Source organism: Salmonella sp. SAL4457, assembly GCF_046548235.1.
Taxonomy (GTDB): domain Bacteria; phylum Pseudomonadota; class Gammaproteobacteria; order Enterobacterales; family Enterobacteriaceae; genus Salmonella; species Salmonella enterica.
On record NZ_JBGDZO010000814.1, the window covers coordinates 1 to 258 of the forward strand.

Consider the following 258-nt stretch of genomic DNA (forward strand, 5'->3'; position numbering starts at 1 on the left):
GGCCCTGTTCGTGGCAGGTGGGGATGTCCGCCCAGGACTGCTCGGCAGCGACCTTGGCGGTGTAGATCATGCGCTCGTGGCTGAACACGCAGAGCGGCCGGACCTGGCCGCCGCGCCACTGGCTGAGGCTTTCCGCCGGGTTGTTGAGGTTGGCGGCGATGTGCCTGCCGGCCAACTGGATGGACGCCTCGCTGCCGCTCTTGAAGGGGATGTAGGTCAGCTTGCCGCCGACCTGCTTGCCGAGCAGCAGGCTTAGAG

The 258-nt window shown here is 67.4% G+C and carries 1 protein-coding gene; it reads right to left on the minus strand.

Going from position 1 to position 258, the window contains the following annotated elements:
- Nucleotides 1-258 (minus strand): hypothetical protein (locus ACLJNW_RS26430; protein WP_410961541.1); only part of this gene is annotated, 258 nt, incomplete at both ends.